This is a genomic window from Marinomonas atlantica, from assembly GCF_001639725.1.
Classification (GTDB): Bacteria; Pseudomonadota; Gammaproteobacteria; order Pseudomonadales; family Marinomonadaceae; genus Marinomonas; species Marinomonas atlantica.
Genome location: NZ_LTAW01000003.1, coordinates 127773 through 150557 on the forward strand (window position 1 = coordinate 127773; position 22785 = coordinate 150557).

The 22785-nt window shown below is 45.4% G+C and carries 33 protein-coding genes and 3 tRNA genes; 12 read left to right on the forward strand and 24 right to left on the reverse strand.

Annotated features, from left to right (window positions below):
* The first annotated feature begins 3 nt into the window (after positions 1 to 3).
* The 4 genes from AYW75_RS05710 to cobA all read left to right on the forward strand — a co-directional run bounded on the left by AYW75_RS05710 (position 4) and on the right by cobA (position 3881).
* On the forward strand, positions 4 to 1353 hold the full coding sequence (locus tag AYW75_RS05710; RefSeq protein ID WP_067096712.1) for a replication-associated recombination protein A: 1350 nt from the start codon (positions 4 to 6) through the stop codon (positions 1351 to 1353).
* A complete protein-coding gene (crcB, locus tag AYW75_RS05715; protein WP_082856411.1) occupies positions 1353 to 1724 on the forward strand; it encodes a fluoride efflux transporter CrcB in 372 nt (123 codons plus the stop codon). The genes AYW75_RS05710 and crcB overlap by 1 nt, the downstream gene beginning before the upstream one ends.
* Before the next feature lie 55 nt (positions 1725 to 1779).
* Positions 1780 to 3075, forward strand: coding sequence for a serine--tRNA ligase (serS, locus tag AYW75_RS05720; RefSeq protein WP_067096715.1), 1296 nt, complete (start codon positions 1780 to 1782; stop codon positions 3073 to 3075).
* Between the two features lie 65 nt (positions 3076 to 3140).
* Positions 3141 to 3881, forward strand: coding sequence for a uroporphyrinogen-III C-methyltransferase (cobA, locus tag AYW75_RS05725; protein WP_067096719.1), 741 nt, complete (start codon positions 3141 to 3143; stop codon positions 3879 to 3881).
* A 40-nt stretch (positions 3882 to 3921) separates the two neighbouring features.
* Here cobA and AYW75_RS05730 read toward each other — a convergent pair whose 3' ends face one another.
* From AYW75_RS05730 to hpf, 6 genes are all read right to left on the reverse strand, one after another.
* Positions 3922 to 4242, reverse strand: a complete 321-nt coding sequence (locus tag AYW75_RS05730) for a TusE/DsrC/DsvC family sulfur relay protein (RefSeq protein WP_067096722.1) — start codon at positions 4240 to 4242, stop codon at positions 3922 to 3924.
* Positions 4243 to 4245: 3 nt separating this feature from the next.
* On the reverse strand, positions 4246 to 4530 hold the full coding sequence (locus AYW75_RS05735; RefSeq protein ID WP_067096725.1) for a DsrH/TusB family sulfur relay protein: 285 nt from the start codon (positions 4528 to 4530) through the stop codon (positions 4246 to 4248).
* A 9-nt stretch (positions 4531 to 4539) separates the two neighbouring features.
* Complete coding sequence (locus AYW75_RS05740) at positions 4540 to 4884, reverse strand: DsrE family protein (protein ID WP_067096728.1); 345 nt, start codon at positions 4882 to 4884, stop codon at positions 4540 to 4542.
* A 1-nt stretch (position 4885) separates the two neighbouring features.
* Positions 4886 to 5278 carry a sulfurtransferase complex subunit TusD gene (gene tusD / locus AYW75_RS05745; RefSeq protein WP_067096732.1) on the reverse strand — a complete coding sequence of 131 codons (393 nt, stop codon included), beginning with the start codon at positions 5276 to 5278 and terminating at the stop codon, positions 4886 to 4888.
* A gap of 80 nt (positions 5279 to 5358) precedes the next feature.
* The gene (locus tag AYW75_RS05750; protein ID WP_067096737.1) at positions 5359 to 6015 is read right to left on the reverse strand and encodes a Bax inhibitor-1/YccA family protein; all 657 of its coding nucleotides are present in this window, start codon (positions 6013 to 6015) and stop codon (positions 5359 to 5361) included.
* Between the two features lie 151 nt (positions 6016 to 6166).
* The gene (gene hpf / locus AYW75_RS05755) at positions 6167 to 6484 is read right to left on the reverse strand and encodes a ribosome hibernation-promoting factor, HPF/YfiA family (protein ID WP_067096740.1); all 318 of its coding nucleotides are present in this window, start codon (positions 6482 to 6484) and stop codon (positions 6167 to 6169) included.
* A gap of 247 nt (positions 6485 to 6731) precedes the next feature.
* Here hpf and AYW75_RS05760 point away from each other — a divergent pair, with 247 nt between their 5' ends.
* The 8 genes from AYW75_RS05760 (at position 6732) to AYW75_RS05795 (ending at position 11985) form a co-directional block, all read left to right on the forward strand.
* The gene (locus AYW75_RS05760; RefSeq protein WP_067096745.1) at positions 6732 to 7565 is read left to right on the forward strand and encodes a DnaT-like ssDNA-binding domain-containing protein; all 834 of its coding nucleotides are present in this window, start codon (positions 6732 to 6734) and stop codon (positions 7563 to 7565) included.
* Positions 7474 to 8280 (forward strand): replication protein P, encoded by an 807-nt coding sequence (locus AYW75_RS05765; protein ID WP_231886151.1) that lies wholly within the window; start codon positions 7474 to 7476, stop codon positions 8278 to 8280. The genes AYW75_RS05760 and AYW75_RS05765 overlap by 92 nt, the downstream gene beginning before the upstream one ends.
* A gap of 218 nt (positions 8281 to 8498) precedes the next feature.
* Complete coding sequence (locus AYW75_RS05770) at positions 8499 to 9140, forward strand: response regulator (RefSeq protein ID WP_067096751.1); 642 nt, start codon at positions 8499 to 8501, stop codon at positions 9138 to 9140.
* An 11-nt stretch (positions 9141 to 9151) separates the two neighbouring features.
* Positions 9152 to 10969 carry an excinuclease ABC subunit UvrC gene (gene uvrC, locus AYW75_RS05775; RefSeq protein ID WP_067096754.1) on the forward strand — a complete coding sequence of 606 codons (1818 nt, stop codon included), beginning with the start codon at positions 9152 to 9154 and terminating at the stop codon, positions 10967 to 10969.
* A gap of 45 nt (positions 10970 to 11014) precedes the next feature.
* Positions 11015 to 11575 (forward strand): CDP-diacylglycerol--glycerol-3-phosphate 3-phosphatidyltransferase, encoded by a 561-nt coding sequence (pgsA, locus tag AYW75_RS05780; RefSeq protein WP_067096757.1) that lies wholly within the window; start codon positions 11015 to 11017, stop codon positions 11573 to 11575.
* 138 nt (positions 11576 to 11713) lie between these two features.
* Positions 11714 to 11788, forward strand: a tRNA-Gly gene (locus tag AYW75_RS05785).
* Positions 11789 to 11814: 26 nt separating this feature from the next.
* Positions 11815 to 11888 (forward strand) — tRNA-Cys (locus tag AYW75_RS05790).
* Between the two features lie 10 nt (positions 11889 to 11898).
* A tRNA-Leu gene (locus tag AYW75_RS05795) sits at positions 11899 to 11985 on the forward strand.
* Positions 11986 to 12134: 149 nt separating this feature from the next.
* Here the strand turns inward: AYW75_RS05795 and AYW75_RS05800 are convergent.
* From AYW75_RS05800 to AYW75_RS05875, 18 genes are all read right to left on the reverse strand, one after another.
* Positions 12135 to 12716: a hypothetical protein gene (locus AYW75_RS05800; RefSeq protein ID WP_067096760.1), complete on the reverse strand. Its 582-nt coding sequence runs from the start codon at positions 12714 to 12716 to the stop codon at positions 12135 to 12137.
* A 183-nt stretch (positions 12717 to 12899) separates the two neighbouring features.
* Positions 12900 to 13025, reverse strand: a complete 126-nt coding sequence (locus AYW75_RS19120) for a hypothetical protein (protein ID WP_269447777.1) — start codon at positions 13023 to 13025, stop codon at positions 12900 to 12902.
* Positions 13026 to 13033: 8 nt separating this feature from the next.
* Positions 13034 to 13387: a hypothetical protein gene (locus AYW75_RS05805; RefSeq protein WP_067096765.1), complete on the reverse strand. Its 354-nt coding sequence runs from the start codon at positions 13385 to 13387 to the stop codon at positions 13034 to 13036.
* Entirely contained in the window at positions 13387 to 14331 is a 945-nt protein-coding gene (locus tag AYW75_RS05810) for a transglycosylase SLT domain-containing protein (protein ID WP_067096768.1), read from the reverse strand. Before AYW75_RS05810 ends, AYW75_RS05805 begins: the two co-directional genes overlap by 1 nt.
* Positions 14312 to 14776 carry a hypothetical protein gene (locus AYW75_RS05815; RefSeq protein ID WP_067096771.1) on the reverse strand — a complete coding sequence of 155 codons (465 nt, stop codon included), beginning with the start codon at positions 14774 to 14776 and terminating at the stop codon, positions 14312 to 14314. Before AYW75_RS05815 ends, AYW75_RS05810 begins: the two co-directional genes overlap by 20 nt.
* Positions 14777 to 14778: 2 nt before the next feature.
* Entirely contained in the window at positions 14779 to 15543 is a 765-nt protein-coding gene (locus AYW75_RS05820) for a hypothetical protein (protein ID WP_067096774.1), read from the reverse strand.
* Positions 15543 to 16367: a DUF3060 domain-containing protein gene (locus AYW75_RS05825; RefSeq protein ID WP_067096776.1), complete on the reverse strand. Its 825-nt coding sequence runs from the start codon at positions 16365 to 16367 to the stop codon at positions 15543 to 15545. Before AYW75_RS05825 ends, AYW75_RS05820 begins: the two co-directional genes overlap by 1 nt.
* A gap of 3 nt (positions 16368 to 16370) precedes the next feature.
* Positions 16371 to 17018 carry a hypothetical protein gene (locus tag AYW75_RS05830; protein ID WP_067096779.1) on the reverse strand — a complete coding sequence of 216 codons (648 nt, stop codon included), beginning with the start codon at positions 17016 to 17018 and terminating at the stop codon, positions 16371 to 16373.
* Positions 17018 to 17281: a hypothetical protein gene (locus AYW75_RS05835; protein ID WP_067096782.1), complete on the reverse strand. Its 264-nt coding sequence runs from the start codon at positions 17279 to 17281 to the stop codon at positions 17018 to 17020. Before AYW75_RS05835 ends, AYW75_RS05830 begins: the two co-directional genes overlap by 1 nt.
* Complete coding sequence (locus AYW75_RS05840; protein WP_067096785.1) at positions 17281 to 17613, reverse strand: hypothetical protein; 333 nt, start codon at positions 17611 to 17613, stop codon at positions 17281 to 17283. The genes AYW75_RS05835 and AYW75_RS05840 overlap by 1 nt, the downstream gene beginning before the upstream one ends.
* A gap of 15 nt (positions 17614 to 17628) precedes the next feature.
* Positions 17629 to 18492 carry a major capsid protein P2 gene (locus tag AYW75_RS05845; RefSeq protein ID WP_067096788.1) on the reverse strand — a complete coding sequence of 288 codons (864 nt, stop codon included), beginning with the start codon at positions 18490 to 18492 and terminating at the stop codon, positions 17629 to 17631.
* A 3-nt stretch (positions 18493 to 18495) separates the two neighbouring features.
* Entirely contained in the window at positions 18496 to 18651 is a 156-nt protein-coding gene (locus AYW75_RS18770) for a hypothetical protein (protein WP_156490817.1), read from the reverse strand.
* A 136-nt stretch (positions 18652 to 18787) separates the two neighbouring features.
* Positions 18788 to 19402, reverse strand: a complete 615-nt coding sequence (locus AYW75_RS05850; RefSeq protein ID WP_067096792.1) for a hypothetical protein — start codon at positions 19400 to 19402, stop codon at positions 18788 to 18790.
* Complete coding sequence (locus tag AYW75_RS05855) at positions 19386 to 19859, reverse strand: hypothetical protein (RefSeq protein ID WP_067096795.1); 474 nt, start codon at positions 19857 to 19859, stop codon at positions 19386 to 19388. The genes AYW75_RS05850 and AYW75_RS05855 overlap by 17 nt, the downstream gene beginning before the upstream one ends.
* 2 nt (positions 19860 to 19861) lie before the next feature.
* Positions 19862 to 20314: a hypothetical protein gene (locus tag AYW75_RS05860; protein WP_067096798.1), complete on the reverse strand. Its 453-nt coding sequence runs from the start codon at positions 20312 to 20314 to the stop codon at positions 19862 to 19864.
* Entirely contained in the window at positions 20304 to 20504 is a 201-nt protein-coding gene (locus AYW75_RS05865) for a hypothetical protein (RefSeq protein WP_067096801.1), read from the reverse strand. The genes AYW75_RS05860 and AYW75_RS05865 overlap by 11 nt, the downstream gene beginning before the upstream one ends.
* A 13-nt stretch (positions 20505 to 20517) precedes the next feature.
* Positions 20518 to 22230, reverse strand: a complete 1713-nt coding sequence (locus tag AYW75_RS05870; RefSeq protein WP_067096804.1) for a replication endonuclease — start codon at positions 22228 to 22230, stop codon at positions 20518 to 20520.
* The gene (locus tag AYW75_RS05875; RefSeq protein ID WP_067096808.1) at positions 22223 to 22774 is read right to left on the reverse strand and encodes a hypothetical protein; all 552 of its coding nucleotides are present in this window, start codon (positions 22772 to 22774) and stop codon (positions 22223 to 22225) included. Before AYW75_RS05875 ends, AYW75_RS05870 begins: the two co-directional genes overlap by 8 nt.
* Between the last annotated feature and the right edge of the window lie 11 nt (positions 22775 to 22785).

Sequence of the window (22785 nt, forward strand, 5' to 3'; positions counted from 1 at the left end):
CTAATGGACGATTTGTTTGCCACCGATGATGTTAACCTAATGCAACCGCTGGCTGCCCGCATGCGTCCTAAAACATTAGACGAATATGTCGGGCAAGAGCATTTAGTTGGCGAAGGAAAGCCGCTGCGTAAAATGGTGGAACGTCGCCAAGGGCATTCGTTTATTTTATGGGGGCCGCCAGGCGTAGGAAAAACGACATTTGCTCAGTTGTTTGCCCATTCATTGGACGCTAAGTTTATTGAGCTGTCAGCCGTTATGTCAGGCGTAAAGGATATTCGTGCGGCGGTTGACGATGCTAAGCAATGGCGTTTAATGACTCAAAAGTCGACGCTACTGTTTGTCGATGAGGTGCACCGTTTTAATAAGTCGCAACAAGACGCTTTTCTACCGTATATAGAAGATGGCACGTTTCTGTTTGTTGGTGCGACCACTGAAAACCCAGCTTTTGAACTTAACTCCGCTTTATTGTCTCGTGCTCGAGTCTACCGTTTACAAACCCCTTCAGTTGATGACCTTTTATCGGCGATGAAGCATGCCTTAAATGATGCTCATCGAGGTTTAGGCGATCGTAAGATCCAAATTAAAGATGAACAATTAGCGATCTTAGCGCAGGCTGCAGATGGTGATGTTCGTCGTAGCTTGAACTTTTTGGAAATCCTGGCGGATTTCGTTGAGGACGGAGAAGCGGTCACTAATGCCCAGTTAGAAGATATACTAGGGGGCAGCATTCGTCGCTATGACAAAGGCGGTGATGTGTTTTATGATCAGATATCCGCGTTTCATAAGTCGGTACGAGGCTCTTCTCCTGATGGCGCATTATATTGGATGGCGCGTATGCTCGATGGGGGGTGTGATCCTCTTTATATTGCCCGACGATTACTGGCGATTGCCTCAGAAGATATCGGTAATGCTGATCCAAGAGCCTTGCAGATTGGGTTAAATGCGTGGGATATATTTGAGCGAGTCGGCCCATACGAAGGTAATCGTGCGATTGCTCAAGCCGCAGTTTATATGGCGTGCGCACCTAAGAGTAATGCATTATACAAAGCGTTTAACCAAATGATGAGCGATGTAAAAAAACAGCCAAGTTTGGATGTGCCCAATCATTTGCGTAATGCACCGACTAGCCTTGCCAAAGACATGGGGCATGGTGAAGATTATCGCTATGCTCACAATGAGCCAAATGCGTATGCTGCAGGCGAATCCTATTTGCCGGCTGAATTGGCTACTGAACGTTATTACATTCCAACTGATAGAGGGTTGGAAAAGAAAATTGCTGAGAAACTGGCCTGGCTTGAAGAGCAAGATCAGTGTAGCCCACAAAAACGCTATCATGAAGGAGAAAACTGGTAGTGCTTTATTTGATGGTTGCTTTAGGCGGTGCGTTAGGCGCTGTGTCGCGTTATGCCGTCGCTAAATGGTTCAATGCTTTCTGGCAGGCGCCATTTCCGATGGCAACACTGTCTATTAATGTACTAGGAAGCTTTTTCATGGGAGTCGCATTTGTGATTATTAGTGAGCGTATTCCTAGCTTAGAGTCATTACGCCCCTTTCTTATGGTCGGTTTTTTAGGCGCCTTTACAACCTTCTCAACTTTTTCGCTAGAAATTGTGTCTCTGGTGAACCAGCAGGCTTGGCTAAGTGCCTTAAGCTATTTATCATTAAGCTGTTTGTTAGGTATATTAGCATTAGCCGCAGGCATAGGCCTTGCGCGCTTTTTTTAAGGCCAATTTCCAACAGTTATTTCAATATTCAACTACATAAGGTTTTGTTGCAGCGATGTTAGATATTAAAGCTCTACGGGCGGATCCAGAAGCGATTGCCGCTTTACTAAAGAAAAAAGGCTTTGATTTAAATGTGGCGACTTTCTCTAGTTTAGAAGAACGTCGTAAAGCAATTCAGATTGAAACAGAGAACCTGCAACAGTCCCGTAACGCCGCATCTAAAGAAATTGGCTCAGCAATGAAAGCGGGCGACAAAGCTTTGGCAGATGAATTAAAAGCAAAAACGGCCACTTTAGGCGATGACTTGTCAGCAGCGAAAGAACAGCTTTCTCAGGTTCAAGCCGAAATGGAAGCGTTTCTTGAAAGCATTCCAAACATTCCCCACGAATCTGTACCAGCGGGCGCAACGGAAGATGATAACGTTGAAATTCGTCGCTGGGGTGAGCAGCGTACTTTTGACTTCGATGTCAAAGACCATGTTGATGTGGGTGCTGCACTAGGCATGTTAGATTTTGAAATGGCGGCCAAGATTACTGGCTCTCGTTTTGCCGTTATGCGCTCTGATCTGGCTCGTCTTCATCGTGCGTTGATTCAGTTTATGTTGAATACTCATATCGAAGAGCATAACTACTCTGAAATCTATGTGCCTTACTTAGTGAACGCCGCATCGCTACGCGGTACAGGTCAACTACCAAAATTTGAAGATGACTTGTTCAAAGTTCCCGTCGATAAAGACAGTGGTAATAGTGACCTATATTTGATCCCAACGGCAGAAGTTCCTGTAACCAATATTGCCCGTGATGAGATCTTAAACGACGCAGATTTGCATCAGAAGTTTGTTGCGCATACACCTTGTTTCCGTAGTGAAGCAGGTAGCTACGGCCGTGACACTCGCGGCATGATCCGTCAGCATCAATTTGAAAAAGTAGAGCTAGTACACATTTGTCGTCCTGATTGTTCTACGCAAGCGCTTGAGGAGTTGATCGGTCATGCCGAAGTCATTCTACAAAAGCTAAACTTACCTTACCGCACCGTTATCCTTTGTGGTGGTGATCTAGGCTTCTCTGCGCATAAAACCTATGACATTGAAGTATGGCTTCCTGGTCAACAGAAATACCGCGAAATCTCTTCTTGTTCAAACATGTGGGACTTCCAAGCACGTCGTATGCAGGCTCGCTGGCGTAACCCAGAAACAGGCAAGCCAGAGTTGGCACATACTTTGAATGGTTCAGGTTTAGCCGTAGGCCGTACTTTGGTAGCGATTCTTGAAAACTACCAGAATGCAGATGGTACGGTTACTGTCCCTGAAGCACTTGTGCCTTACATGGGCGGTAAGACACTCATCGGTTAATCGGGTTTGCAATAATTTTTTAAAAGCCCCCAATGTGGGGCTTTTCTGTTTGAGAAATAAACATTATGACAGGTAAAGTATATTTAGTCGGAGCAGGTCCAGGTGACCCTGACTTGTTAACGATGAAAGCGCATCGTTTACTTTTGGCTGCAGACGTTGTGCTTTACGATCGTTTGGTCGGTGATCAAATCATCGCAATGATCCCTGATGCTGCTGAAAAGCTTTATGTTGGCAAAGCCAAGTCATTGCACAGTTTGCCGCAGGATCAAATTAATCAGTTACTGGCGAGTAAAGCACAAGAAGGTAAGGTTGTTGTTCGTTTAAAAGGCGGCGATCCATTTATCTTTGGGCGTGGTGGAGAAGAGCTGGAAGAGTTAGTTTGTGAAGGTGTTTCGTTTGAAGTGGTCCCAGGGGTAACGGCAGCAGCTGGTTGTGCAGCGTATGCTGGTATTCCGCTTACGCATCGAGACTATGCTCAATCGGTTCGTTTTCTAACCGGTCACCTTAAAGATGGTACCACAGATTTGCCTTGGGATGAGTTGGTACATCCATCGCAAACTTTGGTGATTTACATGGGTTTGACTGGCCTAGAATCCATTAGTCAGTCATTGATTCGATTTGGCATGCGTCCTTCTATGCCTGTGGCCATTGTCGAAAAAGGCACCTCAATAGAGCAGCGAGTGTTCACTTCAACGATGAAAGATGTGCACCAAATGGCCTTAGAGAATGAAGTGAAGTCACCCGCCTTGCTGATCATTGGCGAAGTTGTCGCATTACAAGACAAGCTGTCATGGTTTGGAAAGTAACCAATCTTTAAGACAAGAAAGGCAGCATTTGCTGCCTTTTCTAAAGGCAATTAGCTGGTTTAGGCAATCCCGCAATTTTGGCAGCAAGCTTTGGTGGACTGCCTGGGAAAAGCTTCATTAGATAGATACTTTTCCCTTTTTCTGCTCCCAGTTCTTTTGCAACGGCTTTCACAAAAGGGCGCATAGCGGGCGATACTTCAAACTGTTGATAGAAGTTGCGCAACACTGTTAAAACCGCCCAGTGCTCCGCTGTCAGTACAAGACCTTCTTGTGTGGCGATTTCTTCTGCTAGGGCTTCGCTCCAATCACAGAGGTTAAGCAAGTAGCCTTCTTCATCGAAATGTTTAGCTGATAATGTCATAAATCACCATGATACAATTTTGTCATATTGCGTAGTCAAATCGACCCAATGTGGATCGGAAATGGCCTCACCAAAAGATACAGATAGACCATTAGCGGTTAAATCGTGCTCCCTAAAGTAGAGATTAACGCCTTTTTCGATCAGTTGAGTGAGCATTGATTGTTGGGTTAGGGCTCGGAGTACACCGACCTCCATTAATAATACCGCATCACCAGACACCAAACTTAATTGCCAATCTTGTTCGACGCTTTGTGGGTACATACTTTTATTTATCTGATACAGCTTCATGGTTACCCCTTAAAAGTGGTAGATGTCTGAATATTTATCGAGCATGTTGAGCCAGCTTTCTTGCGCTAGAGGGGATACACCAGGCCATGTTTCAATAGCGAGCTTAGCAATCTCATCCTGCTTTACATAAATATTCTCGATATCGTAAAACTCTAGCCCATCAAGCAGTTTGAATAGATGTTTTCCTTGTCGGACTGTTGGCGTTTGGGAGGCAATTAATAGTGCTAAGGCGTCACCCGTTATGGCAATGCTGATTGATTGCTCGAATGTCCCAAAGACTAGTGCGAGGTCCAGAGCTTCTTTAATCGTATTGCTGCTATAAGGTGAGCTTGAAAGATAGATGAGAGTAGACATATTACTTGAACCTCACGGTGCGATCAGACTCAAGCGTTAAACTTAATAAACTACCGAGCCCCTCTAACTGGAAACCACTGGCAAGGTTGTGGTGATGGACTTCATGACGTTTAGCTTCTGCTTCATTAAGCTCACCACGACGAAGTGCTGCTGCGATACACACGTATAAAGGAATGCTGTGTTTCTGGGCGAACTGCATCCATTCATCTCGAATATTGCATTCGTCGCGTGGCGGCATGGCCAGCGCATTCGCTACGCTAACGGCTTCTTCGTAAAAAAAGACACCTGACAGCGTATGTGTGCTGTTTTGGACGACTGCTTCAGCAAAGTCTAGTGCCGTATGGCAGGCTTTACTGCTTGTTGGACTGCCTGTTATGAAAAGAGAGTAATTCATAGGATTGCTTCATAAAATAAAGCAAATTTTACACATAAAAAAGGCCGCAGTCTGCGGCCTTTTAATATCCTGTGGCGCGATTAGTCGTCGCTTGCCATACCGAATAGAGACAATAGGCTTAGGAACATGTTGTACAAAGAAACATATAGGTTCACTGTTGCCATAATGTAGTTAGTTTCTCCACCACGTACGATCTCACTGGTTTGCAGTAAGATAATGGCTGCAGAGAAAAGTGTGAAGCCAACAGAAATAAAGATCTGAAGTGCTGGAAGTTGGATAAAGAAGCCAGCAACCATGGCAAACAATAATGCAAAGAAGCCTATGGTGATGAAGCCATTAAGGAAACTGAAATCTTTTTTAGATATAAGCGCGTAGGCAGAAAGACCCATAAAAGAGAGTCCTGTCATTGCTAAGGCACTCATGATCAGTGTCCCACCGTTGGCCATGTTCAGGTACATGTTAAGAATAGGGCCCAGAGTTAGTCCCATAAAGCCAGTCAATGCGAAAACGCATAAAATGCCAGCAGCACTATTTTTACATTTATGCGTCAAAAATAGTAAACCGTAGAAGCCGACCAATGTAATAATTAAGCCCATAGGCGGTAAATTCATAACCACGCTCACACCAGCGGTAAACGCACTGAAAAGCAAGGTTAGTGATAGTAATCCATACGTGTTACGCAGCGTCTTGTTAGCCGACTGGGACGTATGAGTCGAAAGGGCATCAGTGTAACGCATGATATGTGCTCTCCTAGTTAGATTAACCTTTTATATAGGACAGACTATGAGGGCAGAAGTTCCAAAGTTCAATATTTATTGTGCGTATCTAATAAGAAACGAAAACGCCCGCTTGGTAAGCAGGCGTTTAGCGCTGGGAAATCATTAAATTTTATGAAGCTACGGCGGCTTTGTGGGTGCCAGAAGCTTGTTTTGTTTTGTGCTTATCCACTTGGCGAGCCAATTTATCAATCATGTTGTCAATGGCATGGAATAAGCGATCTTCAGAAGACGCGACAGCAAACAGTTCTTTGCCGGGTAGATGTATTCGTGCTTCTGCTTTTTGTTCTTTACTGTCTTGTACAAGTGTTACGTTGACGGAGGTTATTTGATCACTTAACTTGGCAATCTTGTTCATTTTCTCATTAATGTGATCTTTGATAGCTGGAGTGACGTCGACGTGGTGACCAGTAATATTTATTGTGTACATACAACTTTCTCCTCAGTAAAGTTGGCCGATTCTTGGAGAATGGAAGGTGTCCAACTCCACGGCACAGTTTCAGCATAGGAGTCCAAAAATTCCCTGTCAACACTCTTTAACTGTAAAGAAATGTTCTTGTCATAAATCTCTGAAACAGATTTTTTTTGTACTTGCTTCCTATGAGAAAAGCGAGTTATCGTGCTAAAAGCTTTGCCGTTTGGTAAACTGAACAATCCCGAACGAAATGGTCGTGTTTATGGCTGCCCCTGATTTTTTGTTACCCGTCTCGTTTAACCTAGCTTGCGAGCTTGGTCTAGAGGAAAGTGTATTGCTGACTTATTTACAGCAGCGATCACATCATCTTAGTACTCGTCAGATGAAAATTTCTCATAGAGAATTAGTTGAAATGCTGCCTTTTTGGACCGCACCATATGTGGCCCGCTTGCTGAGCAGTCTTCAAATGGCGCATGTGTTACAGTTCCGTCGTTCAGACTCCGGCGTAGAAATATTATTAGAGTCTGGTGAGCAGAAAATTCATACTGATGCTCAAGCGACAAAGCAACAGACTGCTGCGCCAGCTGCTCAGAAGTCTGCTGAAACAAAAGAAGATGCGATGAGCAAATTATCGCGCCTACAAACAGAAGCCTATAATCAAGGTGCGAAACCAAAACCGCAGTTTACTCAGCGCCCGAAGCCACAAAATACTGAATCGTCAATGCCAACGCCCGCCTCGGGGAAAGATCGACGAGGGTTAACTGACTTTGATTTGTATCTTGAAGCCAAAGAGCGAACGCGTCAGCCCGATCAATGGCTACCTGAAGATGCTACTTTTGAACAAATTCAGCAGGCGGGTATAGAGCGGGAATTTGCGGAGTCTCTTTTAGCGGAGTTTTTGCTAAGAATAAAAGAGCAGCGTAAAAATGTTCGTACATGGAACAGCGAATTCTTTAAATACGTAAAACGTCAATGGCAATACAAACAATCGGATCGTCAGTCCTATGAAGGAACCGCAACCTATACAGCAAATTCTAAGTCCAATCGAGAGCAAGTTAGCAGCGCCCTCACAAACATTCACGACACAGACTGGTAGTACTGGGCAAGAACAAAGCCAAGCTTCCCAAGAAGCAGAGCAGCGAACGCGTGTGTTGGTGAACATGCTATTTGCTCGTTTTAAAGCGATTTACACACATAAATTTGCTTCTGCGTATTCGACAACAGAAGAAGTTAAACTGGCTAAACGTGAGTGGGCGATTGCCTTGAAAGGCTTCCAAGAGCCGTTGTTAGCCTATGCTGTGGAGCGGACCAAAGAACGTTTTGCGTGGCCGCCTACTATTTCAGAGTTTTTATCGGTTATTCAAACTGCTTACAAAGCGTACGGCTTACCAGAGCCACGCCAAGCGTATATGGAAGCCTGTGGCTGTCGTCATAATCCGCAAGAAAATCGTTGGTCACATGCCGCCGTTTATTTTGCTGGCTCGGAGACGGGTTGGCACTACTTAAGCACTGAAGATGAGCGTACGACTAGGCCCATATTTGAAAAGCATTACACCCGCTTAGTCGACAAAGTGATCAATGGCGAAAAGTTAGTAATACCGAAACCCGTTATGATAGAGGATAAATCGGCTCCCATTTTGGATGATTTGTTAAGCGATTTGTCTAAGCAGTTAAATCTGACAGAAAGTGATGTAGCACCATATTTGTACTACTTATACAAAACGAAAGGCACCAAAATTCGAGGTTTGTATCGTGAGCGAGCACAAGAGTCGCTTAAAGCTTTAGGGTATAAAGGTACGTTACCGCACTAGCTTATTCATAGATATCAGCTTTGTGCTAAGTGATGGGTTATATCTTTTACAAAACATTACGTGATGTTGAACGTTAAAAATTTTTGTAATGATGATGATAGAAAATACTTTAAAAAAGCCTTACAAATAACTACGTTTTGTAAGTCGTTATTTCTTTTCGAAAAGTTTCGTAAACGATAATATTGTACATAGGGTTTAGTGCTTTATATGAGGTAGAGATGCGTAAGGTTCTGATTGTCGATGATCACACCATGGTGTGTGAAGGGATAAAACGTGTCATTGAAGACATTCCGAGCGTCCATGTATGGGGAACCGTACACACTGGCGAAGACGCTCTTAAAGTGCTGAGAAATGAACGCATCGACATTGTTTTAATGGACGTGCATATGCCTGGTATTGGTGGACTCGGCGCAACTCTTGAGATTAAACGCTTGTACCCTGATACAAAAGTCATTGCATTATCAGGCACTGATGACGCGCCTTATCCAGCAAAAATGATGGAAGCAGGTGCCAGTGGGTATGTTGCAAAGGGCTCAGATCAATCTGAGTTAGTTGAAGCATTAGAAACCGTCATCCAAGGAAAACAATATCTTTCTCGTGTTGTTGCTCAAAAAGTAGCGCTATCTAAAACGACCAAGAATGGGTCTGATTCACCGTTTGGTGAATTGTCTGAGCGTGAGCTTCAGGTGGCGCAAATGATCGTCGATTGTGTGAAGACCAAAGAGATTGCAGATAGGCTAAACGTATCCGATAAAACAGTTAGTACCTTTCGCAAGCGAATTTTTACCAAGCTTGAAATTCAAAGTGATGTTGAGCTCGCGCGGCTTGCTATGCGTTATAATGTGCTTGGACTGGTGTAAAAGGTAATTGAGTGTCGCAAGACTTTGATCCCAAATATTTCGTACAAAATTTAACAACACGTCCAGGTGTTTACCGCATGTATGGCAAAGGTGAATTGCTGTACGTTGGTAAAGCGAAAAACCTCAAAAACCGCGTGTCGAGTTACTTTAGAGCGACAGGCTTAACGACCAAAACCATGGCGTTAGTTAGTCGTATCGATGACATCGAAATTGCGGTCACCAAAAGTGAAACCGAAGCTTTACTGCTTGAGCAAACCTTAATCAAGCAACATCGTCCGCCGTATAATATTTTGCTGCGAGACGATAAGTCTTATCCCTACATCCTAATCTCAAATCATGATCATCCTGCCATTCTGTTCCGCCGTGGCGGTAAATCTAAGGAAGGCCGCCTATATGGGCCTTACCCAAATGGTGTTGCAGTACGTGAAAGCTTGATTGCTATGCAGAAGGTCTTTCGAGTTCGGCAATGTGAAGATTCGGTTTACAGTAACCGAACTCGTCCATGCTTGCAGTATCAAATCAAACGTTGCTCCGCTCCATGTGTCGGTATCATTAGTGATGCGGAATACGCGGAAGACGTGCATCATGCTCACATGTTTTTGCAGGGTAAAAATCAAGAGCTAACCTCTGAGTTAACTGAGAAAATGACAGACGCTGCGACGGATATGGAGTTCGAACGTGCGGCCGCACTACGTGATCAAATTATCCAGCTAAAGCATGTTCAAGAAGAGCAACACGTTTATGGCCAAACCGGCGATGCAGATATTATTGCGGCGCTAATTCAGCCGGGCGGTTTTTGTGTGCACGTGATGATGGTGAGGCAAGGAAAGGTAATTGGCAGTAAAAGTCACTATCCTAAAATGCCTATTGAACTGAATGAGTCTGAGCTGCTGTCTTCGTTTATTGCACAGTTATACGTTGGTGGCGCACAAGAGCTGCCTAAATCTTTGATTCTTAGTCATCCTATTGAAGATGAAGAGGCCATCGCCAATGCCTTGTTTGAAACCACGAACAAAAAAATAGAAGTCACGCACAGTGTGCGAGGTCAGCGTGCACGCTGGCTTGACTTAGCAAAATTAAATGCCGAACAAGGTCTACAGGCTCGACTAACAGATAAGCGTAACCACTTTAGTCGCATTACTGCGTTGCAAAAGGTGCTCGGCTTCAAAGAACCGCCGTTGCATATGGAGTGTTTTGATATATCTCACTCTAGTGGCGAGGCGACCGTTGCATCTTGTGTGGTCTTTGGCCCTGATGGGCCGGATAAAAAACGCTACCGTTCGTTCAATATAGAAGGCGTTGAAGCGGGTGATGATTATGCCGCGATGCATCAAGCTTTAACTCGGCGTTATAAGCGTGTCAAAGACGGCGAACTTGAAGCACCTGATGTATTGTTAATTGATGGTGGTAAAGGGCAACTATCACAAGCGGAAGCCGTTCTAGCAGAGCTTGGTCTCGTTGATATATTTTTGCTTGGGGTAGCGAAAGGGGATACTCGTAAACCGGGATTAGAAACCTTGTATATTGGTTCGAAAGAAGACGAAGTCGTTTTGCCACCAGATTCGGCAGCTTTGCACTTGATTCAGCACATTCGCGACGAAGCACATCGATTTGCGATAAAGAACCACCGTCGTCGTCGAGATAAAAAGCGCAGACATTCTGTACTGGAAAATATTCCAGGTGTTGGACCGAAACGACGTAAGGATTTGCTAACCGCTTTTGGCGGTTATCAAGAGCTTTTAGCGGCATCGCAAGAAGATATCGCTAAAGTCAAAGGTATCGGTGGAAATAAAGCGCAAGAGATATACCTCTACCTTCATAAAAGTTAAGCTAAGCCCATCTTTCAGTGTTGGGCATTCTTTTTAAAGGCTTTTATGAATATTCCAAATTTTCTTACGTCATTACGTATCTTCTTAATACCGGTTCTTATTGTTATCTACTACCTACCTTGGGAAGGGCGTTATTATGCCAGTGCCGCGATATTTGGTATCGCCGCCATCACCGATTGGTTAGACGGTTTCCTCGCACGTGCATTGAATCAATCTACACCGTTTGGCGCGTTCTTTGACCCAGTTGCTGATAAAGTGATGGTGTCAGTAGCATTGATTATTCTTGTGGCTGCTTATGACAACCCTTTAATGACCTTGGCCAGTGCGGTAATTGTTGGGCGTGAGATTGTTATTTCTGCATTGCGTGAATGGATGGCAGAGATGGGCAAGCGTGCAAGCGTTGCTGTGTCATTTGTCGGTAAATTCAAAACCACTATGCAGATGATCGCCATCTTTATTTTATTATCAAATGCACCGGGAACAGGGTGGGCAGATTTTGGTTTATTTGTGCTGATAATTGCAGCTCTGCTAACGCTTTGGTCTATGTATATCTACCTAAAAGCGGCCTGGCCTGAATTGAGTGCAAGTAAATCGAACAATTCTTAGTCGTTGTTGTATAAGGATTAATCACGATTGATTGAAGATTGAGCGATTCGAAAAAAAGTGACTAAGTTAGCAATTTATTTAGTATTTTCTCTTGACGTATGAATCAGTTCATATAGAATACGCTCCATCTTTTGAGACGCGGGAATAGCTCAGTGGTAGAGCACAACCTTGCCAAGGTTGGGGTCGCGAGTTCGAGCCTCGTTTCCCGCTCCAATCTCTTAAGAGTTACTGATATATGAGGCCGGATGGCAGAGTGGTCATGCAGCGGACTGCAACTCCGTGTACGCCGGTTCGATTCCGACTCCGGCCTCCATCAGTACCAAGCCCGGGTGGCGAAATTGGTAGACGCACAAGACTTAAAATCTTGCGATAGAAATATCGTACCGGTTCGATTCCGGTCCCGGGCACCATTTGGTGCCTTTTTTTATGCCTAAAATAAAGGCATACCGCATAAAACCTACCCTTTCACCCTATAAAGTACTGTTTGTTTGTACAGTTTTACGTGTTTTTAACCCTTCTTCATGGACACTTTGTGGACATTAAAGCATGGCATTTTAGGTTAGTTTGTTTCATCCTCTGTATTCTCTATAATCCAGTTGCAAAATTCAGGTATCAAACAAGCAGAAAATTTACCATTAGCCAACTCTATTCCCGTCACAAGATACCCCCACCTTATTAGCGTAGGAACTAAGTCATCACCACTGTAATAGCACCTGTTACTAATGGTTGTCGATCCACCATCGTTAGCAACCTTGCGAAGCCATCTTCTACGATTAGTTGTTAAAGATTCCCATCTCAGCTCGAACTCTTCAGTCATAGTTTTTTTCAAGCTATCCAATTTTTTTCCTTCACGCCTTTTTGACATGATAGTTTTTATTTTTTGTTTTAAAAGCTCTGATAGTGATGATGCACCTATCAAAACTAATGCAGTCCCCAAAAAGCCTAAGGCTAGTATCAAAACTAACTGCATCCACACCACATGTAGGTTTTGTAAAATACCGTATTCATTAACAAAGTCGTAAGGGGCAGAAAAGAAGTAAATAGATAGCACTACTGCAGACATTGCACATATCAGGAGAAATGATTTGTTTCCTTTAAACAGTTCCTTTGTGTATTGCCATATTTCTTTAAATATTTCCATTCAAATACCTTTAAATTAGACTTGTATGAACTTTACGATAAAGGGGCGATTAATTCGCCCCTTTTTCACTTCGGTTTTCAAGTTTCATTATTCGCAGTTCGTGCCTCATTAGCACCCAACCGAAAATTATGGTAACGGTGTTGGCTCCCGCGCCTGTGAGTTGTTCCAATAGTGCTAGTTCCATTATTCTGCTACCTGTTCAGATGCTTCTTTACTTAATTCAAAAGCGATAGGGACGGGGACGCCAAGTTGCACGGCCACCGCGAGAACGACTACGCCCGTAATCCGTTTTAACCATTTATTGTTCATGTCTGTTCCTAAATTTTAGACGGGTAGGGGTTGATCATGTCACCCGATTGCACCTTAGCTTTCCATTGAATGTATTGTTCTTCGCTCCAATCACTTGGAACTTGTGAGCGGTAGTTAATATCGAAAACATCAGGGGTTTCATAGACTCCAGTTGTCTCGAATAGATTATCTACGTGCCCCCAGAGTGATTGACCAAATTCAATTACATCACCAAAGAAGAAATCTACCGTATCTGTGGCCGCGCCTTCTGCAGCTTCGCCTACGGCTTTTATGCTACCTGTTGCCGCTCGATAGGCTAGATATGATCCCGCTAAACCCAACCCAACGAGCACAAAAAACTGTTTGTTGGTTACGAGTGACATTATGCAATATCCCCCCAAATCTGACTGACGTAGTTTTGTGTTTCAGTCGGCGCATGTGATAGCCAATTTGAGCCGTATTCTTGTTTAGCGTTGGTTACATTACCCCATCCCCAGTTGTAAGCGGCTAGGGCGGTTTCCCAACTTCCAAAATTCTTTTTAAGCTTAGCTAAGTAACGCCCCGCATAGCTTATGCTGGCTTTTGGGTCTGTTGGGTCTACGTCTGGATGCCAGCGCGGGACGATCTGAGCGATACCCACGGCACCCGCGCTTGATTTCGTAGCACCGCTGATAATGTCCGAACGAAAACGGGACTCTTGATAGAGTAAGCGACCTAGCAGACCTGACGGGATACCGTTCAGATATTCCGCGTATCTGATGTCACTAAAATACTGGGCGGCGCTCGCTGGTAATGCCCATGTTGTTTTCTGAATCAATGGGCTTTGTGTGCTGTTTACTAGCGTTGCGGGTGTTGGCACTGGTGCAGGTTCGGCGGTGTTGGCGGTGGTGACTGGTGCCTCCACCTTCAAGGCTTTTTTATCGCTATCGCTCCCCCCACGGCCAGCATCGTCCAAAGTAGTGATTTGTTCATGTTGTTTCTCTTCGTATAGAGTCCACCCAAGTGCGCGAACCGCCATATATATGTTATCTAAGTATTCTTGCTCGACTAAATCCACGATTTTACCGACTTCAATCAAAAGCTCATCGGCGGCTTTTCTGTCGTGACCAATTTTATATAGATAGTCATGCAATACAGCCCCAGCACGTACGCGGCCTTTATAAAGTGCGTAAATAACAGGAATGCGGGGAACGCTGTCTAGGTTAGTAATGAAACCTTTTGGTACACAGTAGCGAACGCCTGAAAGACTGGTATAAAACCAGTCTTCTAGCAGAAGCCAGCATTCCGAACCCGCAACGGGGGAAAGCTTAGGCATTTGTGACTGCATCACCGCCCCCCAAAATTTCGCTAATGCGTTGCTCTGGGTCTGCGACAACTTCCGCAACGGCCAGCGCGTTAACAGCATAGTTAACGCCTTCAATCATGCGACTGTTCGACAAGTCGATAACTGTTAAGCGTGGATCGTCTAACATGCTGTAAAAGTCATCTAGTGCTAGATCAGTCGCGCGTAGCTCTTTGATCTTCACACGCTCAGTCAACGTAAACAGAAACTTAAAATCAACGGGGGAAATGATCGCCCGTTTTACCTGTTCCGGTTCGATTGGCTCAGGATCGGGAACAACTGGCGGCGCGTACTCCGTGCCGTCGAATGTCCAACCCGCTTTAACTTTGTCGGGAATCTCGACAAATTCAGCGGCTAGAATCGGGTGAAATTGTGTGTTTGGGTCTGTAGAAACGTCTACAACAACGCCATTTTTAATACGTCCGTACATAATTAATACTCCACCGTTACTAGACCGTTCGCGCCCGTTTGATTTGGGCCATCTGAGCCGCCGCCAGCTGGAAAACCTGCTATACCAAAATACGAACTGATATTCCCAGCACCACCACCGCTGGCAGCGTTTCTTCTGTCAGTTCCACCGCATCCCGCTCCTATAAAATCTAACCCATACAATAAACATTCTTGAAATGTCATTTCGTGCCCACCTGTTGTACTAACTGGATCAATCGGCTGATAATATGACGATGGGCCGCTACCGCCTGTGTCAATCAAATAATTAGAATCTACCGCCTCACCACCATTACCAAATAGTGACGCCGCACCACCTGCCATTCGGTATTGACCCGTCGAGCTTACGTATGCTCCCCGCCCACCAACATAATTAACATCTCCACCAATACCGACACCGCCAACAGTATTAGTATTACTATTCGTTGTTAATGTAGACCCAGATGTTGCGGATAAATGAACACCAAATGATGTTGTATTACCCATCGACGAACGGGCAACAGTTACAGGAATAACATCCCCTTCATTTAACTCTATTGTCTTCATTGAGAATCCGCCACCAGCTCCCGCAGCAGAATATCTATATTTACCACCAGCCCCCCACACTCGAATACGATATTTTCCTGTGACGGGAGCAATAAAATTTTCATCATTAAAAATTAGTTTGATTTGCCCCGTTCCGAACACGCCAGAAATAGGGTTGATAGCTGATTTTGCAGCGCCAGGCGCATCAATTGCTGTTACTGGCATCAGTACACCTCCGTAACGGTTACAACTGCGTCAACGCTGGAGGTATTCCAGATTCGCAACGCTGATTTAGTTCTAAGAATTGGCGATTCACCAAACAGTGAACCGCCACCGATTACCCACATGCCAACCGCTTCAGTTTCGGCGGTATCAGACACACGGCATTTAGTTGTTGACTCACTCATGTTCTGGAAAACAATCTGAGAGCGGTCACGGGCTGGAATGTCGATATAGTCATTTGCTAACACTGTGTAATCAGTTGAAACAAATGAATCCCCAGTGTTATCAGTAACGGTTACAGCATTGGTAATGCCCGACACCGCCACTTCGTTGGTAATACCCGACACCGCCACTTCGTTGGTAATACCCGACACCGCCACTTCGTTGGTGATACCTGACACCGCCACTTCGTTGGTAATACCCGATACCGCCACTTCGTTGGTAATACCCGACACCGCCACTTCGTTGGTGATACCTGACACCGCCACTTCGCTAGCAATGCCTGAAACGGTCACTTGCTCAATTATTTTCTGTACCGTTACCGCATCGTTAATGCCTGCAATCTGGGTGGACGTTACAGCGGTAATATTCGGTGTAAATTCCCCCCAGCCAATACGAAACTCAATTTCCTGACTCGTTTCCTTTGCTTGAAACTGGATTGAATCAAAAGAGCCTCTTAGCTGCTCACCTTGAGAAATCTCAGTGGTTTTAGACTGGCCATCTTTAACAAATGTGACGTATAGAGAACCAACGGCCCTCTCTACAAACACATATTCACCCCTCGCGGTAAGGTCAGAAACTGCACTTTCCGTAACTTGTAATTTCATTCCTTACCCCTTGGCTAGTGCCACGCCGATAACCGCTACAGCAGCTAGCCCGACAATCCATGTCATTGACTTTTGAGCGCTTTCTTGTAGTCCTTGTTGTCCTTGCGTCATCACATTAGTCAACATCTTGCTTACCTGATCTTGGCTTTTAGTGGCAGAGCTTGAAACGGTATTTAGTGACGCTGAATACGCACCACTTATCTGTTCCATGTTCTTGTCTGATGATTCTTGGACCGTTTTTATTGCTAAATCACTAGAGTCAGAAACACGTTCAAAGGAAGCATTAGCAAATTTGCTCATCTCTTCCATTGATTTACCGCTTTGCGTTATAACGCCCTGTGCCATTGCATTAGCTGATGCAATGGCTTGTTCTCGCGCAGCATTTGCAGATGCCAACGCCTGAGATTGAGCCGCCAATGCTGTGGCTAAAGCATTTTCTTGTGATTGCAAAACAGTTGAATTATTAGACTGAACAACACGATCCGCTAATGACAGCGCGGATTGCACCGCGCCCTCATCTAACACTTGAATCGTTGATCCTTCTTCTGCGTTGTAATTTAAAATATTACCCGTAGAAGACTGACCACCTTGTGTACGGTTTTCTTCGTTATTTGTTGTTGTCTTACTAGATTTACTATCAAAAAAACCCATTAACCACCCCGCTTAATGACGAATACACCCGCAGCTAACGCCGCAACGCCAATCAATAAAATTGTTGGGTTTGATAGTCCAGTTGAAAAACTTGTTTCACCGTTATTAGTCGAGAAATTTGATAGACTCGGTAACGGTGGCAACACACCAAATGCAATGCCTGAGTAACCGCCACCAACTTTGTCATTGCCTCCAGCAGTAGCGGAGCCACCAGAAAGCGAGTATCCGCCGCCGCCGTTGAACATATCGCCCATGCCTGCCATTACTTGCGCCCCCCTAATACCATCACCATCAGCACCAGACCACCAACGCCAATCGCCAAATGTTTGTTATCAATACCTTGAATTATTTGGTTATTAACTGGCTGTGCTGCGGTTGTAGTCATTACAGTAGACGGCGTATTTGTCACCGTTTGCACTGGTTGTGTAACAGGTTCGGTTACGCCAACGCTTGCAGGCACTTGCGTTGAACTGGTTTCGTGTTTTGATGACTCAATTGTGATGTAACCGTCTATCGCTTTATCAAGCGTATCGTCAAACCAACCGCCCAACCGCCCAAACCAATTACCCGTGTCATCATTTATAGACTCTGACATAATGACCCCTTGTTATTAGCGGCGTTTAACGTAGTCAGTGATGAACTCAACTGTACCCGCTGTTTCACACTTAAATTTGATGTTGATTTCATCGTAATTCGTGACCATCATGTCTGCGAATGTAAAACCCGATGAAATCGGATCAATGATGAAATATCCAGCGATGTCCTTAATGCCGTTTTTTTGAGCTCGCACTTTTTGAATATACGAATTCAGTTTTTTTGAAAGACGCCAGCGGTTAACTATCTGACCACCTCGCTTGCCTTCAAATTCAACTTCTGATACATCGCCTTTGATGTAGATTGTGCGAATATTGATGTTTTGACCTTTGATCAATTTATCAAATGTATTCACACCTTCTACCGCTGAAGTAATCACTTTTTTATCTAATCGGCGTTCTAATGTACGGACGCGTTGAATAGGTATGATTTTTCCACTGCCATCATTAACCATTTTGACTGGGCTTGTAGTTTCCGACCACACAAAGAACCGCCAACCCTCAGCTGGGGTTGCTGGCAATGTTCCAATCTCAACTTTTAAAAGCCAAGAATCACCCGACTCAGGTACTAGCGCCGTTAGGCCCTGAACGTCCATCATCAACGAATCCGGATCACTAAAACGGATAGGCAAAAAGTCATCGGGGGCAACTACTCGGTCACGATGTTTTTCAAATAAATTTACGATTTGATCACCCGATGTTGGCCAGTGATCGTCAGCACCATTAACGATGCTAATTTTGGTTAACAGTTCATGTGGGATATTTGTATCAATGTACAGCGCTTCGATGGGTGCGCCGTTACTCAAACGAAGGTTAAGTGTGCTACCTGATCCAATTGCACCATCAGGCGATTGTAAAAGGTCAAAATTTGACTGTGCCATGTCTTAGCCCCCAGTTACTAAAGAAGCTACTTTTTTGCCTGTCTTGCCTGATTTCTTCACCGCATAAACTGCGACGCCGAAAGCAGTGAGACCGACACCCACAGAAACCACGGTTTTCCAGTCGATAGACTGTTTAACCTTTTCTACTGCGTTATTCATTTGTAAGGATTCCCCTAATACATATTTAATGTGATTGCATTTTGCAGGGGGAACGATAGGGGGCGGGATACTATGGCGGTCAACCCACCGATAGTATCGCCATAGTATGGATAGTATGAAATTAGTGAAAAAAGCCCTATCCAATGTACTTGAAGCGGACTAATTGAGCATCGTTCCCCGTCAGCTTGTAGAAGTTGAGCGGTTCTAATGCCCCCATTTTGGTTGGAGGTAGTCCCGTTTGTCGCTTGATATAGTGTTGGTCATTGGCCTTTTGAATGCCTATGTAGGTTTCACCCGCCTGAGTGATAAACGCTTTGGGAACTTCTTGTACCCGTTGCGTACCTACCGTGAGTATGCCGCCATACTTACGAGCACGACGCCATACTTTGCCCGACCATTTCGGCATAGTTTGTTTTAGTCCCAAGTCGGCGGCTTCCTCTACCACCACATCAAGCATCTTGGTTCCATCCAGTGCCGCCCATACTGCCATCATGAACCACTCAAACCTGGTTTCATCGTCATCACCATTCCAACCGATACGGCCACCGCGAGACATGACCAATTTCAATGCCCCCAAGAAAGCGGTTTTGTCTTTGTAGTGGCGGCAATTGTGGTCATTATCGGGGTCCCAAAACACCGCCCGTTTTGATGACTTGGTAAGGTTTTTTATTGCCTGAGTCTTACCACCGCCCGTAATTGCGGCGATAAATTTGTGACGGTTAGGCAAGCTGGTATCAGGATTCTTTGCCAACTTCGCCCCCTTGCTTCTGTTCAGCCTCAATCGCCGCCATGTGTGAAGCACGCGCGGCCATGATCGCGGTTCCCACGTAAAGCCCCGCTTTGATTTCTGGCTTTTCCATAAAGTCATCAATCCATGAAGGCATCGAATCACCGTATTTTTCTGCCAGTGGAATCAATGCCTCTTTACCCGCTTCGATCTTATCTTCTGATACTTCCGCTGCTGGGTAAGCTTTTGACAATCCCCACCAAAGGCCATTATTGAAACGATCAGCTAGGCGTTCCGCTCGCTCACGATTGGCGGCGGCTTCCTCTTTGCTCGGGGCGGCTTCCTGTTCCGCTTCCTCTTGTGCGTCATTGATCAACGCATCAAGAGATAGCCCTTCATCGTCGTCCTGTTCGTGATCATATGAAACTGTCATTTTATCTTCTAATAGTTCCGTTTCTTGGCTTTGCTCATAATCAGACATAGTTACCCCCTAGTTACTTTCATTAGTTCCGAACCTATAGCCACAGCACCCGCACATACTACGAATACACCCAAGCCAAACAGCGACGCCGCCCCGCTGGTTTCACGCTTTGGCGGAATAGTCTCGCGGCGCGTGATTGCTGGCTTTGCGGCGGGTGCTGGTGGTGTGGCTTTGGGTGTATCGGGACTATCTTCGATAGTGTCCGTTTTAGTATCTTCGACAGGCTCCACCGTGGCGGCACCAAACGGCGCAACGGTTTTACTATCGTGATAGTGTCCCACTGGCTGCATGGTATTTTTCCAACGTGTTTGGATAGTCTTGCCCGTGCGTTGGTCAACCCCACAGGCACTACAGCGCACTTGCAGAAAGTCGCCTTTACGCTTGGTTTGCTCCACGTATGCACAGCGCCCACACTCGCAAACAATTTCCCCGATTACTTGCGCTTTACTTGCCATTGGCTTTGATCTCCTTTAATTCATCCACTACGGCAGATAGAACGGCATACGCTAGACGACTGCTTTCTTCTGCGAGTTCGATTTTTTTACCCATAGAAAACGCCCCCAGCGTATCCGCCGTGGTGAAGTTATTGCCTAACTTGTTTAGCCCTTTTTCTATTTTTTCCATTCTGGTCATTTGGTTGGTCATTCGTTGGTTTCCTTTAGTGATATATGGGGTTGGTGTATGGGGCGGCTTTGCCCCCCGTACAGTTATTGACACGAGTCCAAGGGAAAACTTCGTTTTCCTCTAAAACCTGAGTCCCGACCTTTTGCACTGTCCATTCAAATAAACGAGTGACAACAACCTCAGCTCCACGGGCTACGCCCTGAATAGACGCGACCAATTCACCAAACTGGTTTTCTTCTGGTTCTGCGTAATGAGGTTTTAAGGTCTGATTTCGGCCAGCGAATACGCCGCCCATTAATTTAGTGAACGCCGCCCAATCGGGGCGATTTGCAGCATGGTAAATGTCCGTGCATAGGGTGGGGGCGTTTTCGATTGAGAAGCGGCGAAGCTCCCGCCACACGGTGACCGATACGCCACCAAAGAACTGAAATTGACGGATACCATGACGGCGTGACCAAGCGGTGATACGTTCCGCCGCATCTGAGCCGCTACGACCCGTTTCAAGGTCGGTGTCGATGTGCTTACCATCAATGTTCTTAGAAATGTATTTAGCAACGTAGCCCGAAGCCGTTCCCTTGGCCGGATCAATACGAACCACTTTTACACGTTGCTTCTTTGCGCCTCGCTCGTTTCCATCTTCCATCAAGCCGTAAAGCATGAAGGCGTCAATAATGGCCTTACTATGTTCTTTGCTACAAAACAGCATCATGTGCCAATGTGGGCACCCGTCATGGTTAGGTTCTACGGTGCGAATGCCATACATTGGTAAGTCATTACGTTTTAGGTAGGCGCGGATTCTTGCCCATGTATCACAAAGGTATTTCTGTCCGTCTCGAACGGTTGGACGGTTAGCACGGTCAAATTTCTTGTTACGTTTGCCATTGATTTTGACAGCATGATATTTAGATGGGCACGTTAGAGTAATAAACAAACCATCATGCTCTAACTCTGTTGCGAGTTCTTCGGTACCACGGATGCGGGTCATCAACTCATTACGGCGGTTTACTGGATTGGATACGCCACGATCCGACAATTCAGCGAGTGTATAGGATTGGTTGTACTGGTTTACAGCTTCCCAGCCTTCCAAGAAGGCACGGTTAGATTGTTGCTGTTTGCGAAATCTGTTTAGCGACCAGCTAGATACATAAGGCGAACCGTAGCGGTGAACTTGGCCGCATTCCCTAAGCACGTTTTCAACGATACGGAATTGCTTTTTAGCGTTACGAATCCACCATTCGGGCAAGATCATACGAGCGGCCATAGCGGCCACTTTGTCACCGTTGCCCCAGTCGTTAAACTCGACACCCGCAACCGCTAAGTTTTCGGCCATGTAGCGGCGGGCGTATTCCGCACCGCTTTCCATAGCTTCACGGGTTAAATCTACTTCAAAACGGCGGCTTTTCTGTTCTGCCCAGTTTGCCAGCTCTTCACCGTTTAAATCGGTAATGAGTGCATCAATGTAACGCAAACGCCTTACCACACCGCGTAACCATTCAAGAGCGGTATGTTGTCCCATTACTTCGGCTAGTCTATCGGCTTCTTTCTCAACTGCAGGACGCATAACCGAAACACGGTTAAGCAATTGGAGTCGTTCAATAACACCACGTAACCAAGTGTTTGCTTCTACGTAGCCTTTTGACTGGTCTAACTCGTCAAGACGCTGGCGTAATGTGGCGGCATCCTCACGGCTTACATCAGCTAAAAGTTCATTCCGCCATTTAATACATTGATCAGTAGGGTTAAACACTTTCTACCCCTTTCATGCGCTGAATGGCGTTGATTGCAGATTGGTAGATTCCATTACCATCAGACATCCCCGCAAAGTGTTGAAGCAGTTGGAGCTTTTCGGCTAAAGCAATGGCGGTACTATTGCACGTCCAAGACTGCGTAAGGTATGAGCCTAAAACGTCATTCATTACGCCTTTATCTAGTAATAGGAAGCGGTTTAAACGGCCTTCAATTGCCGCCATTACCATGTTGTTCAGCATTTCCAATTCCCAGCGGGTTAACGGTGCGTTTAGCTGTGCGCCGATTTCGCCTAACTCATAATGGTGCTGTGTTAGGGAACTGGTTCTAAATGATGGCTGGCGTTGAATTTTGTCTATGGTTTGCTCAGGGTCCCAAACAGTAATGAACGTCCATCCCGCCACGTCACCACGGTCTATTTCATGGCACACGTACATTTTCCGCCAATGGTTGCCGATCAATCTCGCGACATTGATTTCAGACGCTGAAAAACTGAATAACAGGCAATTGACTTTGTTTGCTACGCTGGCGGGTTGTGCTGTCATGTTCACTGGCT